Genomic DNA, 12,922 nt, shown 5'->3' on the forward strand with positions numbered 1-12,922 from the left:
GCCGGCGATCCGGGTGGATCCGGCCGCCGGGGCGGTGAGGGGGACTGCCGGAAGGGGTCAGGCGCGGTGCGTCGCCCCGCGGGGCGACAGGCGACGCACGGCGCGGGCCCCGAGGGGGCCGATCACGCTCAGTGGCGGGTGCGGCGCACCAGCGAGCCGATGTCCAGGATCAGCGCGACCCGGCCATCGCCCAGGATGGTGGCGCCCGAGACATCGGTGACCTTGCGGTAGTTGGCCTCGAGGTTCTTGACCACCACCTGCTGCTGGCCGAGCAGCTCGTCGACCAGCAGGGCCACGCGCTGGCCCTCGGCCTCGACCACGACCATGATGTTGGAGACGTGCTCGAAGTCGAAGCGGGGCACCTCGAACACCTTCTCCAGGTCGATCACCGGCATGTACTCGCCGCGCACCTCGACCACGCGGCCGGTGGTGCCGATGGTCTTGACCATCGACGCCTGCACCTGGAAGGACTCGACGACCGAGCCCAGCGGCAGGATGTAGCACTCCTCGCCGACGCCCACGCTCATGCCGTCCATGATGGCCAGGGTGAGCGGCAGCCGCACCTTGACGCTCATGCCGTAGCCCTCGGCCGAGTCGATGTCGACCGAGCCGCCGAGCGCCAGGATGTTCTTCTTGACCACGTCCATGCCGACGCCGCGGCCGGAGACGTCGGTGACGACGTCGGCGGTCGAGAAGCCGGGGGCGAAGATCAGGTTCCAGACCTCGTTGTCGCTCATCGAGTCGGGCGCGTCGATGCCCTTCTCGCGCGCCTTCTTGATCAGCTTGTCGCGGTTCAGGCCGCGGCCGTCGTCGCGCACCTCGATCACGATCGAGCCGCCCTGGTGGGAGGCGACCAGCGTGATGGTGCCGGTCTCGGGCTTGCCCTTGGCCAGGCGGTCGGCCGGCGACTCGATGCCGTGGTCGCAGCTGTTGCGCACCAGGTGGGTCAGCGGGTCGGTGATCTTCTCGACCATGCCCTTGTCGAGCTCGGTGGCCTCACCGACCGTCACCAGGTCCACCTTCTTGCTCAGCTTGCTGGCGAGGTCGCGCAGCATGCGGGGGAAGCGGTTGAAGACCATCGACATCGGAATCATCCGGATCGACATCACCGCTTCCTGCAGGTCGCGGGTGTTGCGCTCCAGGTCGGCCAGGCCGGAGGCCAGCTGCTGGCTGATCGCGTTGTCCAGGTTCTTGCTGTTCTGCGCCAGCATGGCCTGGGTGATCACCAGCTCGCCGACCAGGTTGATCAGCTGGTCGACCTTCTCCACCGCGACGCGCAGCGTGGTCGAGTCCAGCGCGCCGGCCTTGGCATCGCCCTTGGCCGCGGCGCGGGCGGCCGGTCGGGCCGGGGCCTCGGTGGCCGCGGTGCTCACCGGCGCGCTGGCCGGGGCCTCACCGCTGACGGTCTGGCCGCCGCTCTCGGGCGCACCCGGCGCGTTGTCGAAGAAGCCGTAGCCGTCGCCGCCGCCGCCGTTGTCCTGCGGTGCACCCGGTGCGCCGGCATGGAAGCCGTAGCCCGGGCCCAGCGGCGCCAGGCGCACGGCCTCGCGCGGCACGTGGAAGGTGAACAGGTCCAGCAGCTCGCTGTCGGCGGAGCTGGTGACGATCTTGAAGCGGCGCATGCCGTCGGCCGAGCGGCCGGCGTCCAGCGGCTCGATCGTGCCCAGGCCCTCGATCTCCTTGAACAGCTCGACGATGCTGTCGGCCATCGAGGGATCGGGCAGCTCGCCGACGGTCAGCTCCAGGTGGCGCTGGCCATCGGCCGGCGCGCTGGCGACCGCCGGGGCCGGTGCGGCCTGGGCCGTCGCTGCGGCGGGCGCACGCGGCGCACCGGCGGTGTCGGTCCGGCCGCCGGCACACAGGGTCTTGATCGTGGCCAGCAGCTCGCGGGTGTCCGGCGCTTCGCCGCCGCCGTTCTGGTGGCGGGCCAGCAGGTCCTTCAGCGCGTCACCCGAGGCCAGCAGCACGTCGACCATCTGCGTGGTGGGCGTCAGCTCGTGGCGGCGCAGCTTGTCCAGCAGCGCCTCCATCTGGTGCGTCAGTTCGGCGACGTCGTTGAAGCCGAAGGTCGCCGCGCCCCCCTTGACGGAGTGGGCACAGCGGAAGATCGCGTTCAGCTCTTCGTCGTCGGCGGCGGTGACGTCGAGATTGAGCAGCATCTGCTCCATCGTCGAGAGGTTCTCGCCGGCCTCCTCGAAGAAGACCTGGAAGAACTGGCTCAGGTCGATGCCGGCGGCCGAGCTGCTGCTCTCGTTGCTCATGTCAGCCATGCGGGTTGCTCCCTGGAAACGTCGGATCGTCGGATGCGGCGGCCAGCGGGCATCAGCGGATGACCTTGCCGATCACCTCGATCAGCTTGGCCGGATCGAAGGGCTTGACCAGCCAGCCGGTGGCGCCCGCCGTGCGGCCCGCCTGCTTCATCTGGTCGCTGGACTCGGTGGTCAGGATCAGGATCGGCGTGTTCTTGAACTTCGGGTTCTCGCGCAGCTTCCTGGTCAGCGAGATGCCGTCCATGCGCGGCATGTTCTGGTCGGTCAGCACCAGGTTGAAGTCACGCGAGGACGCCTTTTCCCAGGCGTCCTGGCCATCAACGGCCTCGACGACGTTGAAACCGGCGTTCTTCAGGGTGAACGAGACCATCTGGCGCATCGAAGCCGAATCGTCGACGGCGAGGATAGAGTGCATCGCTTATCTCCGGGGGAACCTTGGGGTGGATGTCGGACTGGATCGGGATAACTTGAACCGGGTGTCGGGTGTCGATGCTCAGAAAAGCTCGATCGATCCGGCATCCATCTCGTCCTGGGTGACGGGGTTGGGGCGCAGCGGGGCCTCCTCGACCACCGCCACGCCGTCCTCGTCCTCGTCGCCCATCACGTCGCGGGCGAGGCGGTCGGCGCAGCTGCGCAGACGGCGTTCGGTGTGGTGGATCAGCTGCGAGGCCATGTCCTGGAACTGCAGGGCCGTGACCGCGCCGCCCATGTGCTGCATCGCGTCCTGCAGCCCGGAGGTGTCGATCTCCGGATGCTGTGCCGCGGTGCGCAGCAACGCCGTCAGCTGTGAGGACACGCCATAGAAGTGGCCCATCAGCGTCTCGGTGGCGTCCGACAGCAGGCGCTGCAGACGGTCGAGGTCGTTGGTGGCCACCATCAGGCTGTCCTGCAGGTCGGCGGCGGTGATCAGGGGCACCTCCGCCCGCGGGGGGCCGGGTGGGGCTTCATCCTGCGGGTCATCCAAGTGGGCTGGCTCGTCGTGCATCGTCACTCCGCAATCGGCGTCGGTGGTCCTGGGCCACGCGTTGCGCGGCATGCGACTACATCGGCCGCCGTGGCCGGGGATTGAGGCCTGCCGCGTGCGATCCTCGGCGTCGGGGCCCGACGTGGCGGGCGCGGCCGTGGCGGTTGGCATACTCCGGGGGATGTCCGCTGCCCCGACGACACGCGTCCTGCGCGTGCTCCACCTTGAGGATTCCGACGCCGACCACGAGCTGGCGATGCTGCATCTGCAGCGCGCCGGCCTGCGCGTGGACGTCCGTCGCGTCGATACCCTGCCGGCCTACACCCAGGCCCTGGCCGAGGAAAGCTGGGATCTGGTGCTGTCGGATTTCAATCTGCCGGGCTGCACCGGCCTGGACGCCCAGGACGTGCTGCGCCAGAGCGGCCGCCTGATCCCCTTCATCCTCGTCTCGGGCGAGATCGGCGAGGACACGGCGGTGGCCGCGATGCGCAACGGCGCCAGCGACTACCTGCTGAAGAACAACCTGGCCCGCCTGGCCCCGGCCGTCGAGCACGCGATCTCGGCCATGCGCGAGCACACCGCCCGCCTGAAGGCCGACCGCGAGCTGGCCGCCAGCCGCCAGCAGCTCTCGGAGCTGGCCCAGCACCTGCAGACCAGCGTCGAGATGGAGCGTGCGGCCATCGCGCGCGAGATCCATGACGACGTCGGCGGCAGCCTGACGGCGATCAAGTTCGATCTGGCCTGGATCGGCCGCCACGTCGAGGACGAGGCGGTGCGCAAGCGGGTGGCCAGCGCGCTGGACACGGTTGCCCATGCGGTCGACGCCAGCCAGCGCATCATGCACAACCTGCGGCCGGCCATCCTGGAGCAGGGCCTGGTGCCGGCCTTGCAATGGATGTGCGCGCAGTTCGAGAAGCGCAATCCGGCGCTGGCCGTCAAGTTCCTGTCCAGCCACGATGCGGTGCAGGTGCCGGCCGGGGTGCCGCTGGTGGCCTACCGCTTCGCCCAGGAGGCCCTGACCAATGTCAGCAAGCATGCGCAGGCCACGCGGGTGACGGTCGATCTGTCGGTCAGCCGCGGCGTGATGAGCCTGGAGGTGCAGGACAACGGCCGCGGCCTGGCGCCCGGTGACCTGGCCAAGGCGCGCAGCTTCGGCCTGCGCGGGCTCAACGAGCGGGCCATCACCGTGGGCGGCTGGGTCGACATCTCCAGCAGTGCCGCGGGCACCGTGCTGATGCTCAGCGTGCCGCTGGGTGCGGGCGACCAGGCCGGCCTGTTCGACCAGGACGACGACCATGATCCGACCGGCTGGGGAGGAGCCGCGCCATGATCCAGGTGATCCTCTGTGACGACCACGCGCTGATCCGGCGTGGCATCCGTGACACGCTGGCCGACGCGCCCGACATCCGTGTCGTCGGCGAGGCGGCCGACTACGGTGAGCTGCGCGCGCTGATGCGCCAGCTGGCCAACGGCCAGGACCCGGTGCGCCAGCCGCCGTGCGACGTGCTGGTGCTCGACATCAACCTGCCCGGGCGCAGTGGCCTGGACGTGATGCACGTGCTCAAGGACGAGGGCTCGGCGATCAAGGTGCTGGTCGTCAGCATGTACCCGGAGGACCAGTACGCGATCCGGGCGCTGCGTGCCGGTGCCTACGGCTACGTCAACAAGGGCAGCGATCCGCAGCAGATCGTGCAGGCCGTGCGCACCGTGGCCCAGGGCCGCAAGTACGTGACGCCCGAGATCGCGCAGATGCTGGTCGAGAGCCTGAGCGCACCCGTCACCGAGAACGCGCACGACAAGCTCTCCGACCGTGAGCTGCAGACGCTGGTGATGATCGCCAGCGGCAAGCGCCTGAGCGACATCGCCGAGGAGCTGAGCCTGTCGCCCAAGACGGTGTCGGTCTACCGCGCGCGGGTGCTGGAGAAGCTGGCGCTGCAGAACAACGCCGAGCTCACCGTCTACGCGATCCGCAACGGGCTGGTCGGCGGCTGAGCCCGACCCGGTCCCGGCCGGGCGCCGGTGGCCTCAGTGCAGCAGCTGGTCGACGCCGGCCGTCAGCTGGTCCCAGCTGGTCAGGTGCGCGCCCAGCCAGTCCAGATCCAGGTGCAGGTGCTCGACCAGCGGGCGCTGGGTCTCGAGCATCAGCGCCAGCGGATCGACGCCGCGGTCGCCGGCCTCGCTGAGCACCTGGGCCAGGCGCAGCACGCCACCCAGGCGCGAGAACGGGCGCACCGCCATCGGGTCGGAGGCCGCGCGCAGGGCCGCGGTCAGCGTGTCGGGGAAGCGCCAGCGCGTGGCCAGCTCGGCCGAGACGTCGGCATGGGTGACGCTCATCAGGCGCCGCTCGTGGTCCATCAGGCTGTCGGGCAGGTGGGCGTCGGCCTCGGCCTGCAGCGTGTGCTCGGGGTCGACCATCAGCATCAGCAGCTCACCGGTGCGCAGCACCAGGCCGGCCAGATAGGCCTGGTCCTCGTCGACATCGCAGCCCTGGGCCAGCGTGCGGGCATGGCCGGCGCAGGCCATGCACTGGCGCCAGAAGCGCAGGCGGTCGAAGCCGCTGACGGCCGGGAAGGCGCCGGCCACGCAGGCCGCCAGGCTGAGGTCGCGCAACTGGGTCATGCCGACGGTGGCCGCGGCATCCTTCAGCGTCGCGATCTCGTGGCGCGGCGAGAAGCGCGCGGAGTTGGCCAGACGCAGCAGCTTGACGCTGAGGCCCTGGTCCTGGCCGACCAGGTGGCTGAGGGTGCCGAGGTCGATGTCCGCCCGGTCGCAGGCCTTGAGCAGGCGGTGCGCGATCTCGGGCATCGACGGCAGCGAGGCCGGATTGGCGAAGAACCGGTCGACGATGCGGTCTTGCATGGCGGGACACTCCTGAGTCCGGGAAAGGGCGTGGCGGGGGGCGGCGCGCACGCGGTGGGGCGGCAGAGACACGTCGCGGGACAGCCTGGGCGACGCGGACGGGAACTGCGGGAACGTCGGTCCGGACATCGTGGGCGATGCCCTGCGGGCCGACATCGGGGCCGGTCCCGCGCGGCCGTGACCGGCTTCACGCGCGACCGGCGTGGCGGCGTTTCAGCCGATCAGGTCCAGCACGGCCGCGGTCAGGCGCGACCAGTTCGGCAGGGCCTGGGTCACGGCGTCGGGGTGCAGGCCCAGGCGCTGCAGCAGCAGCGGCTGGGTCTGCTGCAGCGAGAGCAGGGGATCGGCGCCGTCGCTGGCGGCGTCGGCCATCACGCTGGCGGCACGCACCAGCGCGCCCATCGGGCTGTAGGGCCGGGCGGCCAGCGGATCGGCGGCGGTGTAGATCGCGTCGACCACCTCGGGCGGGAAACGCCAGCGCACCGCCAGCTCGGCGCTGACCTCGGCATGGGTGACGCCGAAGTTCAGGCGCTCGACCTCGAACACGCTGTCGGGCGGACCGGCCAGCTCCTCGATCAGCGCGGTCAGGCCCGGCTGGTGGATCAGCATCAGCAGCTCGCCGCTGCGCAGCATCAGGCCGGCGATCTCGGCCACGTCGCCGTCCTCGTCGATCTGCTCGGCCAGCATGCGGGCATAGCCGGCCGTGCCCAGGTTCTGGCACCAGAAGCGCAGGCGGTCGAAGCCGTGGGGCTGCGGGAACTGGTCGACCAGGCAGGCCGCCAGCGACAGCCCGCGCATCGCGTCCAGACCGATGATGGCCGCGGCCTGGTCCAGCCGCGTCACGCGCTGGCGCGGGCTGTAGCGCGCCGAGTTGGCCAGCCGCAGCAGGCGGGCCGACAGCGCGGCATCGGTGGCCACCACCGCCTGCAGCGTGGCCAGCGTCAGCGCGGGATCACGGAAGCAGGACAGCAGCCGCTGCGCGACCTCGGGCATGGCCGGCAGGGAGGCAGCGCCGGAAAAGAAGCGCTGCACGTCGGGCAGGGTGTGGCACATCGGCGTTCGGTCGTCAGCGGAAGTGGAGCGGACGGTCGGCCCCGGTGGGGCGCGATCCACGCGGGAGGAGGCCGTCCGGCCCTCTCCTGTCACCCGATATCGGCCGGCGCTGCCGCGGCTTGAACCCGCCGTCCTGCGGACCGGTCAGCGGAACAGCGTCAGCATGCGCAGCAGTGCCTCGGCGAAGGGCCGCTCCATCAGCGGCAGCGTCAGCAGCATGCCCACCAGGCCCACGCTGACCGTCACCGGAAAGCCGATCGAGAACACCGACAGCTGCGGTGCCACCCGGGCGACCACGCCCAGCACCAGGTTGACGAACAGCAGCATGCCCACCAGCGGCAGCGCGATCCACAGCCCGAGTGCGAAGATCTCGCCGCCCCAGGCCTGGGGCTGGGTCGCGCGCAGGAAGGCGAACGGGTCGTCGCCGACCGGAAAGACCTCGAAACTGCGGATCAGGGCCTCGGTCACGGCCAGATGCCCGCCCGACAGCACGAAGAGAAAGCCCACCATCGTGCCGAAGAAGCGGCTGCTGGCCGTGCCCTGCGAGGCGCTGACCGGATCGAAGAAGCCGGCGAAGTTCAGGCCCATCTGCAGGCCGATGATCTCGCCACCGAGCTCGATGGCGGCGAAGATCACCCGCACCGCGAAGCCCAGCGTGACGCCGACGAGCACCTGCTGCACGGTGCGCAGCACGGCCGCCGGACTGTCCAGCGGCACGACGGCGATCGCCGGCAGCGTGGGCTGGGCGGCGATGGCGATGAACAGCGCCAGGCCGATCTTCACCCGTGCCGGCACCGCGCGCTGGCTGAACACCGGCAGCGTGGCCAGCAGCGCGAGTGCGCGCAGCAGCGGCCACAGCAGCGGCGTCAGCCAGGCCAGCAGCTGGGTCTCGGAGAAGCCGACCACGGTCGCGCCCTCAGGCCACCATCTGCGGGATCATCAGCAGCGTGCGCTGGATGTACTCGACCAGCTGCTGCAGCATCCACGGCCCGGCGATCGCCAGCACGGCCACGGCCGCCAGCACCTTGGGCACGAAGCTCAGCGTGCTCTCGTTGATCTGCGTGGCGGCCTGGAACACGCTGACCACCAGGCCCACGGCCAGCACCGCCAGCAGCAGCGGGGCCGAGACCATCAGCAGCATGTACAGGCCCTGCTGGCCGAGCTGGAACGCTTGTTGGCTGTCCATGACAGGAGTCTCCGGAAGGGGCGGGGTCGGGCCGTCAGGTGGCGAAGGAGGCCACCAGCGAGCCGAGCAGCAGGTTCCAGCCATCGGCCAGCACGAACAGCATCAGCTTGAAGGGCAGGCTGACCAGCACCGGTGACAGCATCATCATGCCCAGGCTCATCAGCACGCTGGCCACGATCATGTCGATGATCAGGAAGGGGATGAAGATCAGGAAGCCGATCTGGAACGCGCTTTTCAGCTCGCTGGTGACGAAGGCCGGCACCAGCACCGTGAACGGCGTCTCCTCACGTTTGGCATCAGCGGGCAGCTTGGCCATCTTCGAGAACAGCTCCATGTCGCTGTGGCGCGTCTGCTTGAGCATGAAGGCGCGCAGCGGTGCGGCACCGCGGTCGACGGCCTCGCCGAACTCGATGCGGCGTTCCTGATAGGGCACCCAGGCGTCCTGGTAGACCCGGTCGATCGTGGGCGACATGACGAAGAACGTGAGGAACAGGCTCAGGCCGATGACGACCTGGTTGGGCGGTGCGGCCTGGGTACCGAGCGCCTGGCGCACCAGGCCCAGCACGATGACGATGCGGGTGAAGGCCGTCATCATCAGCAGCACCGCCGGCAGGAAGCCCAGCGCGGTGAAGAACAGCAGGGTCTGGACCGGCACCGAGTAGGTGGTGCCGCCGCTGCCCTGGCCGACCATCAGGGGCAGGGCGGCGCCGGTGCCCTGGGCCAGCGCGGGGGCACCGGCCAGCAGCGCGGCCAGCAGCCCGGCCCGCCACACCACCGGCGCCCATGCGGTGATCCGCGTGAACGACGTCACGTCACGGGCGCCGGCCGCGTGCGCGGGGCTGCAGTGGGCTGCGGTCGCTGCCGAAAGAGTCGATGAGGCCGGGGTCATGGTCGGGCGCGGGCGGGGCCGAAGGCAGAAGATGGCGTGATGGGGCGGGAAGGGGCGGGAAGGGGCGCGAAGGGGCGGGCGCGGGTCGGCCGGGCTCAGCGCCCGTCGTGCGGCGACGGGGCGGTGCCGGTGTTGGTGCCGGTGCCGCTGTGGTCCCCGGCGCCGTGAGGGTCTGCCGCACGGGGCGCGGCCACCGGCGTGACCAGCCGGGCCAGCACGCCGGCGAAGCCGGGCGGGGTGGCCGCCTGCGACGGCGTGCCGGCGGCGGCCGCGTCCTGCGGATCCATCTCGTGCAGGCGGCTGATGCCGCCGGGCGTCACGCCCAGCACCAGCCAGCGGCGCTGCGCGCCCTGGCCGACCTCCAGCGTGACGATGCGCTGGTTGGGCGCCAGCGCCAGGCTGGCCACCTGGCGCAGGCCGGCCGCCGCGGGGCTGCCGCCGGCCAGGCCGCTGCGGCGCAGCAGCCAGAGGGCCGCCGGAATGGCGAGCACGATCAGCGTGAAGGCGGCCAGCGGGCCGGTCCAGGACGTCATGGGGTTCGGCTCCTCATCTGGCGGGTCAGGCGAGCGGTCGCGGTGTGCGGATGCAGGGCCGGCCGCTCAGACACGGCTGAGCCGCCGCATGCGCTCGCTGGGCGTGACGATGTCGGTCAGCCGCACGCCGAACTTCTCGTTGACCACCACCACCTCGCCCTGGGCGATCAGGTAGCCGTTGACCAGCACGTCCATCGGCTCGCCGGCCATGGCCTCCAGCTCGACCACCGAGCCCTGCGCCAGCGACAGGATGTTCTTGATCGGAATGCGCACCCGGCCGAGCTCGACGGTGAGCTGGACCGGGATGTCCAGGATCATGTTGAGGTCGTTGGGCACGTTCGGCGGCTGGCCGCTGGCCGCGGGGGCGCTGGCCGCGGCGGCGAAGCTCGCCAGATCGGTCGGGAAGTCGTCGGCGGGTGCGGCCGCCGGTGCCGGCGGCGCGGACTCGGCCAGCGCGGCCGCCCATTCGGCGGCCATGCGATCCTCTTCGGACATGCCCGCGGTGTCGTTCGCGTCGCTCATTCACGTTCTCCCAGCCAGCCTTCGACATTGCCCGTCAGCAGGCGGCCGATCCTGATCGCGTTGTGGTTGTTGGACGTGCCGTACTGGCACTCGAAGACCGGGACGCCGTCGACCTTGGACTGGATCAGCGAGGGCAGGTCGAGCTGGATGAAGTCGCCGGGCTTGAAGGCCAGCAGCTGGCCGACGGTGGTGCGGGCATGGGCCAGCTCGGCCACCAGCTCGACCTCGGCGGCCTGCAGTTCCTCGCGCAGCGAGCGGATCCAGCGCTTGTCGGGCTCGGTGTCGCCGTGCATCGGGCTGTAGAGCACGTCGCGGATGGGCTCCAGCGTCGAGTACGGGATGCAGAAGTGGATCGTGCCGTTGGTGTCGCCGACCTCGAAGCTGAAGCTCGAGCACACCACCATCTCGCTGGGCGTGGCGATGGTGCAGAACTGCGGCTGCATCTCCGAGCGGTGGTACTCCAGCTCCAGCGGGTAGATGCTGGCCCAGGCCTTGTGGTACTCGCCGGTCACGCAGTCGACCAGGCGGCGGATCACGCGCTGCTCGGTGGCCGAGAAGTCGCGGCCCTCGATGCGGGTGTGGTACTTGCCCACGCCGCCGTACAGCGCATCGATGACGGCGAACACCAGCGAGGGATCGACCACGATCAGCCCGTGGCCGCGCAGCGGCTTGACGGCGACGATGTTGAAGTTCGTCGGCACCACGATCTCGCGCAGGAAGGCGCTGTACTTGATGACCTTGGTACCGCCGATCGAGACCTCGGGGTTCTTGCGGATCAGGTTGAACAGCCCCAGCCGGATGTTGCGGGCGAAGCGCTCGCAGACGATCTCCATCGTCGGCATCCGTCCGCGGACGATGCGCTCCTGGCTGGCGATGTTGTAGTTGCGGACCGGCTCGGCCGGAGCCTCCTCGACCTGCTCGATCTTCTGGCTCTCGCCGGTGATGCCCTGCAGCAGCGCATCGACCTCGTCCTGGGACAGGATCTGCTGGTTCATGCCGTGTGCTCCAGCCGCCCGCGACGGCGTGCGGCCGTCATTGGACGATGATGTTGCTGAAGTGCACGCCGACGACCGGCAGGTTGTTGGGCAGCGGCAGCTTCTTCTTCTTTTTCTTCTTCTTCGGCGGCTCCTCGCCTTCGGCGGCAGGCTCCTCTTCCTCGTCCTCGTCGATCAGGTAGCCCAGCGGGCGCACCGAGGCATAGAGGATGGACTGCGCCAGCTTTTCCTTGCCCTCGCGGGTGATCAGGTGCTCGGCCTTGCGTGAGGACAGCAGCAGCAGGATGTTGCTGCGGATGGCCGGCATGTAGGTCTTGAGCTCGGCCTCGACCTTGGCATCGGCCAGCTCCAGCGTGACCGACACCTGCGCATAGCGGTCGGCGTCGCGGTCGGCCAGGTTCACGGTGAAGGGATCGAGCGGGACGAACACCGGCGGGTGCTTGGGATCGCGCGTGACCTTGGGGGCGTCGTGCGCCGGCTGCTCGGCATGGGTCTCGCCATGGCCGTCGGCCCCTTCCTCGCCCTCGGCCGGGGCCTTCTTCTTGCCCAGGAACATGCCGGCGCCCACGCCGGCGCCCAGCAGCAGCAGGCCGGCGACGACCATGATGATCAGCTTCTTCTTGCCGCCGGTGGCCGGTGCGGCGTCGGCGGCGGCGGGTGCGGGGGCGGGGGCGGACATGGGCGGCTCCGTCGGTTCAGGGGGCGCAGGCGCGGGCCGTACGCTCGGGATCTGGATCGATTATTCGGAGCGGCGGTGCCGCGCCAAACCGTGAAAAGATGCGGCTTGGCGGGGGTGTTCGAGGGCCTGCGCCGGGCCGGCTGTGGCGCGGCCGGCGCTGCCTCGGGCCGCTCAGGCCTGCAGGTCGACCAGACGCGTGCTGCGGCGTGCGTCCTGCGGCACCGCCTCGGCGTTGGCCTGGGCCAGCCGGGCGTCGCCGCGCTCGCCGGCCTGGCTGCGGGCCGCGCCGGCCGCGGGCCCGTCGGCCGGCGCCTGAGGCTGGCCCTGGCGCGACTGCGACTGGGACTGGCCCTGTGACGAGGTGCGGGCCTCGCCGCTGCGGGCATCGCCGCGCTCGCCCTCGCCCGACGACGGGCCGCCCCCCTCGGCGCCGCGGGCTTCGGCCGTGGCCGTGACCTCGCTGCCGCTGAGCGCCAGACCGGCCTCCTGCAGCGCGCTGCTCAGGATCTCGCGCGCCTCGCGCAGTGCCTCCCGGGTGTCGGCGTGGGCGGCCTGGAAGTCGACCCGGGCCTGGTCCCCGTCGATGGCGATGCGCACCTGCACCGGGCCGAGTTCGGCCGGGTTCAGGTTCAGCTGCGCCTGCTGCACGCCGTCGCGGGCCCACAGCAGGACCTGGCCGCCGAGGGCTGGTGCGAAGTCGGCACTGTCGACGGCGGCCTGCAGCGTGGCGCTGGCCGTGTCCGAGGCGGTGGCGCCCGGGGCGTTCGCGGCGGCGCCCTGCAGGGCCTGGGCGAAGCTGCCGCTGGCGGCGGCCGCAGCCGCTGGGCCGGCCCCGGCCCCGGCCAAGGCCGACGCGGCCTGCGGGCTGGTGCCGCCCGTTCCGGCGGCGGCCGTGGCGGCGGCCGCGTCCACGGTGTCGCGGCCGCCGCCACGGCCGGCGAAGGCGGCGCCGGCCACGGGGCCGACCGGGCC

Annotated in this window: 15 protein-coding genes; 2 read left to right on the forward strand and 13 right to left on the reverse strand. The window is 71.0% G+C overall.

Annotated elements, in window-relative coordinates; genetic code table 11:
* Positions 1 to 128: 128 nt before the first annotated feature.
* From AACH11_RS24275 to AACH11_RS24285, 3 genes are all read right to left on the reverse strand, one after another.
* Positions 129 to 2,270 carry a chemotaxis protein CheA gene (locus AACH11_RS24275; RefSeq protein WP_341376873.1) on the reverse strand — a complete coding sequence of 714 codons (2,142 nt, stop codon included), beginning with the start codon at positions 2,268 to 2,270 and terminating at the stop codon, positions 129 to 131.
* A 52-nt stretch (positions 2,271 to 2,322) separates the two neighbouring features.
* The gene (locus tag AACH11_RS24280; RefSeq protein WP_341376874.1) at positions 2,323 to 2,685 is read right to left on the reverse strand and encodes a response regulator; all 363 of its coding nucleotides are present in this window, start codon (positions 2,683 to 2,685) and stop codon (positions 2,323 to 2,325) included.
* Positions 2,686 to 2,763: 78 nt separating this feature from the next.
* Positions 2,764 to 3,255, reverse strand: coding sequence for a hypothetical protein (locus tag AACH11_RS24285; protein WP_423228812.1), 492 nt, complete (start codon positions 3,253 to 3,255; stop codon positions 2,764 to 2,766).
* 160 nt (positions 3,256 to 3,415) lie between these two features.
* Here AACH11_RS24285 and AACH11_RS24290 point away from each other — a divergent pair, with 160 nt between their 5' ends.
* The gene (locus AACH11_RS24290) at positions 3,416 to 4,564 is read left to right on the forward strand and encodes a hybrid sensor histidine kinase/response regulator (protein ID WP_341376875.1); all 1,149 of its coding nucleotides are present in this window, start codon (positions 3,416 to 3,418) and stop codon (positions 4,562 to 4,564) included.
* A complete protein-coding gene (locus AACH11_RS24295) occupies positions 4,561 to 5,226 on the forward strand; it encodes a response regulator (RefSeq protein WP_341376876.1) in 666 nt (221 codons plus the stop codon). The genes AACH11_RS24290 and AACH11_RS24295 overlap by 4 nt, the downstream gene beginning before the upstream one ends.
* A gap of 33 nt (positions 5,227 to 5,259) precedes the next feature.
* Here the strand turns inward: AACH11_RS24295 and AACH11_RS24300 are convergent, their stop codons facing one another.
* The 10 genes from AACH11_RS24300 to AACH11_RS24345 form a co-directional block, all read right to left on the reverse strand.
* Positions 5,260 to 6,093, reverse strand: coding sequence for an HDOD domain-containing protein (locus AACH11_RS24300; RefSeq protein ID WP_341376877.1), 834 nt, complete (start codon positions 6,091 to 6,093; stop codon positions 5,260 to 5,262).
* Between the two features lie 213 nt (positions 6,094 to 6,306).
* On the reverse strand, positions 6,307 to 7,146 hold the full coding sequence (locus AACH11_RS24305; protein WP_341376878.1) for an HDOD domain-containing protein: 840 nt from the start codon (positions 7,144 to 7,146) through the stop codon (positions 6,307 to 6,309).
* 144 nt (positions 7,147 to 7,290) lie between these two features.
* Positions 7,291 to 8,052: a flagellar biosynthetic protein FliR gene (fliR, locus tag AACH11_RS24310; RefSeq protein WP_341376879.1), complete on the reverse strand. Its 762-nt coding sequence runs from the start codon at positions 8,050 to 8,052 to the stop codon at positions 7,291 to 7,293.
* A 10-nt stretch (positions 8,053 to 8,062) separates the two neighbouring features.
* On the reverse strand, positions 8,063 to 8,332 hold the full coding sequence (gene fliQ, locus AACH11_RS24315; protein WP_341376880.1) for a flagellar biosynthesis protein FliQ: 270 nt from the start codon (positions 8,330 to 8,332) through the stop codon (positions 8,063 to 8,065).
* A 34-nt stretch (positions 8,333 to 8,366) separates the two neighbouring features.
* Positions 8,367 to 9,221, reverse strand: coding sequence for a flagellar type III secretion system pore protein FliP (gene fliP / locus AACH11_RS24320; RefSeq protein WP_423228813.1), 855 nt, complete (start codon positions 9,219 to 9,221; stop codon positions 8,367 to 8,369).
* Positions 9,222 to 9,316: 95 nt separating this feature from the next.
* The gene (locus tag AACH11_RS24325; RefSeq protein WP_341376881.1) at positions 9,317 to 9,754 is read right to left on the reverse strand and encodes a FliO/MopB family protein; all 438 of its coding nucleotides are present in this window, start codon (positions 9,752 to 9,754) and stop codon (positions 9,317 to 9,319) included.
* 66 nt (positions 9,755 to 9,820) lie between these two features.
* Positions 9,821 to 10,276: a flagellar motor switch protein FliN gene (gene fliN / locus AACH11_RS24330; protein ID WP_341376882.1), complete on the reverse strand. Its 456-nt coding sequence runs from the start codon at positions 10,274 to 10,276 to the stop codon at positions 9,821 to 9,823.
* A complete protein-coding gene (fliM, locus tag AACH11_RS24335; RefSeq protein WP_341376883.1) occupies positions 10,273 to 11,271 on the reverse strand; it encodes a flagellar motor switch protein FliM in 999 nt (332 codons plus the stop codon). Before fliM ends, fliN begins: the two co-directional genes overlap by 4 nt.
* Positions 11,272 to 11,308: 37 nt before the next feature.
* Positions 11,309 to 11,950 (reverse strand): flagellar basal body-associated FliL family protein, encoded by a 642-nt coding sequence (locus AACH11_RS24340; protein ID WP_341376884.1) that lies wholly within the window; start codon positions 11,948 to 11,950, stop codon positions 11,309 to 11,311.
* Between the two features lie 171 nt (positions 11,951 to 12,121).
* On the reverse strand, positions 12,122 to 12,922 hold an 801-nt coding region (locus tag AACH11_RS24345; protein WP_341376885.1), incomplete at its 5' end, for a flagellar hook-length control protein FliK.

This window comes from Pseudaquabacterium rugosum, from assembly GCF_038066575.1.
In the GTDB taxonomy this organism is placed as follows: Bacteria; Pseudomonadota; Gammaproteobacteria; order Burkholderiales; family Burkholderiaceae_C; genus Pseudaquabacterium; species Pseudaquabacterium rugosum.